Here is a 2218-nt window from a genome sequence, read left to right on the forward strand (position 1 = left end):
CCATTCGCGCTGATGGTACTGCAACTTGGTGGTTGTGGGAGAGTAAGTGACTGCCGCAATATTTTTTAGTGGTGATGGCCTCGTCCAGTTTTTGGGCGGGGCCATTACTGTATTCACGAACCGGTGCATTCGTGTGTGTTCACGTGTGGGTGGGATGCCCGGTGCTTATTACTACCTGACGGGGGTTCTGCTACCTGGCGCGGGGTTGCTGCGCCCCCGTCAGGTAGCAATTAGGGGAGGTAGCAAATGGCCTCGTCCAACTCCCAATGGGAGTCGGACGAGGTCATTCGTGTATTCTCCGGCTCGTGGCCGGCCAACTGAGAGTGGTGTTCTCACGGACGTTCAGAGATCTTGTGGAGTCCAACCGGACAGCAGCCGGCCACCGATGCTCCCGAAATCAACATTGCCGGGTAGTCTACTGACGCGTATTCTAGTCGTTAATGAATCATATGGTGTTTATTGCACTCATAAGGAGCCAAAATGAGCGTCACTCGCCAGGTGGATCGCCGCCTCACCGAGATCGGATCCGCGATTCGTCGGTGGCGACTCATGCAGTCGTTGAAGGCTGTCGAAGTCGCAGAGCGGGCCGGCATCTCTCGATCGACGCTCCAGAAAGTCGAACGTGGTGACGCGGGGGTATCAATCGGCGCAGTGATGTCGGTTATGCAGGCACTTGGACAGCTCGACCACGTTTCCGCCTCATTCGATCCTCTGAGCACCGACGTCGGCAGACTGCGCTCTGCTGAAACGCTTCCAGACAGGGTCCGTCGATGAGTGAGCAGATCCGGGTTGAGATGGACCAGGGCGGAACGACGGTATTCGTCGGCACTGCGTACTTCCACATCGCACGGCGGCATATCTCGACGACGTTCAAATACTCCGATGAGTACGCGGGAGCTCGATGGGCCTATTCCATCGACCCAGAGCTCCCACTGTCGACAGCCCCATTCAACGTAACCGGTCTGCCGGGAGCCTTCGCCGACTGCTCTCCTGACCGGTGGGGTCGTAACCTCGTTGCGAAGGAGCATCGGCGGCAGGTCGCCGAGGGCGTCGTCCGTGATCGCCGCCTGACCGACATCGACTTCCTGCTCGGAGTCAGCGATCGCACTCGTCAAGGGGCTCTGCGATTTCGTCGTGCTGCTGACGAGGACTTCCTCAGCCCGACGAGCCGTGTACCTAAGCTACTCTCCCTGCCCGAGCTGCAGCGGGCTGCTGATGGTGCCGCAGAAGGGTCGGGCACGGCTGTGAAGCGCCTTCTTGACGCTGGGACAGGGTCTCTGGGAGGGGCGCGGCCCAAAGCTTCTGTGGCGGACGATGAGGGACGACTGCTGATTGCGAAGTTCTCCCGACCCGGTGACGATCGAGACGTCATCGCGTGGGAGAGCCTGGCACTCGAACTTGCCCGTAGGGCCGGAATCGATACCTCTGCATCTCGGTTGCTGAGCGTCGACGAGAGATCCGTGCTTCTTCTGCAGAGGTTCGATCGTACGACCGGCCGTCGGATCGGATATATGAGTGCGATGACAGCAGCCGGGCGTCGAGACGAGGAGCCCGGTGACTATCTCGATATCGTCGAAGCTATCGAAGACCACAGCCGGCGCTGGCGCAGCGACTGTGCGGAACTGTATCGCCGAGTGGCATTCTCAGTTGCATTGCACAATACGGATGATCATTTGCGCAACCATGGCTTCATACGGGCGGACGCGGGATGGCAACTGAGCCCGGCTTTCGACATCAACCCGGAACCGGAGTCCGCGCTCGAACGGCAGACCGCGATCAACGGCGTTGTGTCCGCGGAGATCGAGGCGGAGGCGCTGCTCGAATTCGCCTCTCTCTGCCATCTGACGAAGCCAACTGCTGTGTCTGTGCTCAATGAGGTCGTGAGCGCGGTCGAAGGGTGGAGGTCGCTGGCTGTAGAACGCGGGATCCGACGGGCAGAGACCACCGAGATGGGAACCGTCATCGACACGCAGCTCGCACGTCTGCGCAAAGCTATCCGCCCGGTCAGCTGAACCGCGGGGCGTGCGGGCTCGGTTGAGCCAAGGACTGATGGCGAGCCTGCCTCTTCGTAGGGGCGGTCGGCGTGGTTCCGGGGGTGTGTGGTGGGTGTCACGTGGAGAAAGTCGGTTTTGGATTTGCACGGTGGCTCTGGGGTGGTCTAGAGTTATATCTCGTTGCCCCGCCGGAAACACCGTCTTCGAGACAGAGTTTCCACCGG

General features: G+C 60.3%; 2 protein-coding genes. Both read left to right on the plus strand.

What is annotated here, in order from left to right:
- Window positions 1-480 precede the first annotated feature (480 nt).
- Window positions 481-774 (plus strand): helix-turn-helix domain-containing protein, encoded by a 294-nt coding sequence (locus tag HK108_RS18565; RefSeq protein ID WP_139906987.1) that lies wholly within the window; start codon window positions 481-483, stop codon window positions 772-774.
- The gene (locus HK108_RS18570; protein ID WP_181272601.1) at window positions 771-2012 is read left to right on the plus strand and encodes a type II toxin-antitoxin system HipA family toxin; all 1242 of its coding nucleotides are present in this window, start codon (window positions 771-773) and stop codon (window positions 2010-2012) included. Before HK108_RS18565 ends, HK108_RS18570 begins: the two co-directional genes overlap by 4 nt.
- The last annotated feature ends 206 nt before the right edge of the window (window positions 2013-2218 follow it).

This window comes from Brevibacterium sediminis, from assembly GCF_013623905.1.
Classification (GTDB): Bacteria; Actinomycetota; Actinomycetes; order Actinomycetales; family Brevibacteriaceae; genus Brevibacterium; species Brevibacterium sediminis.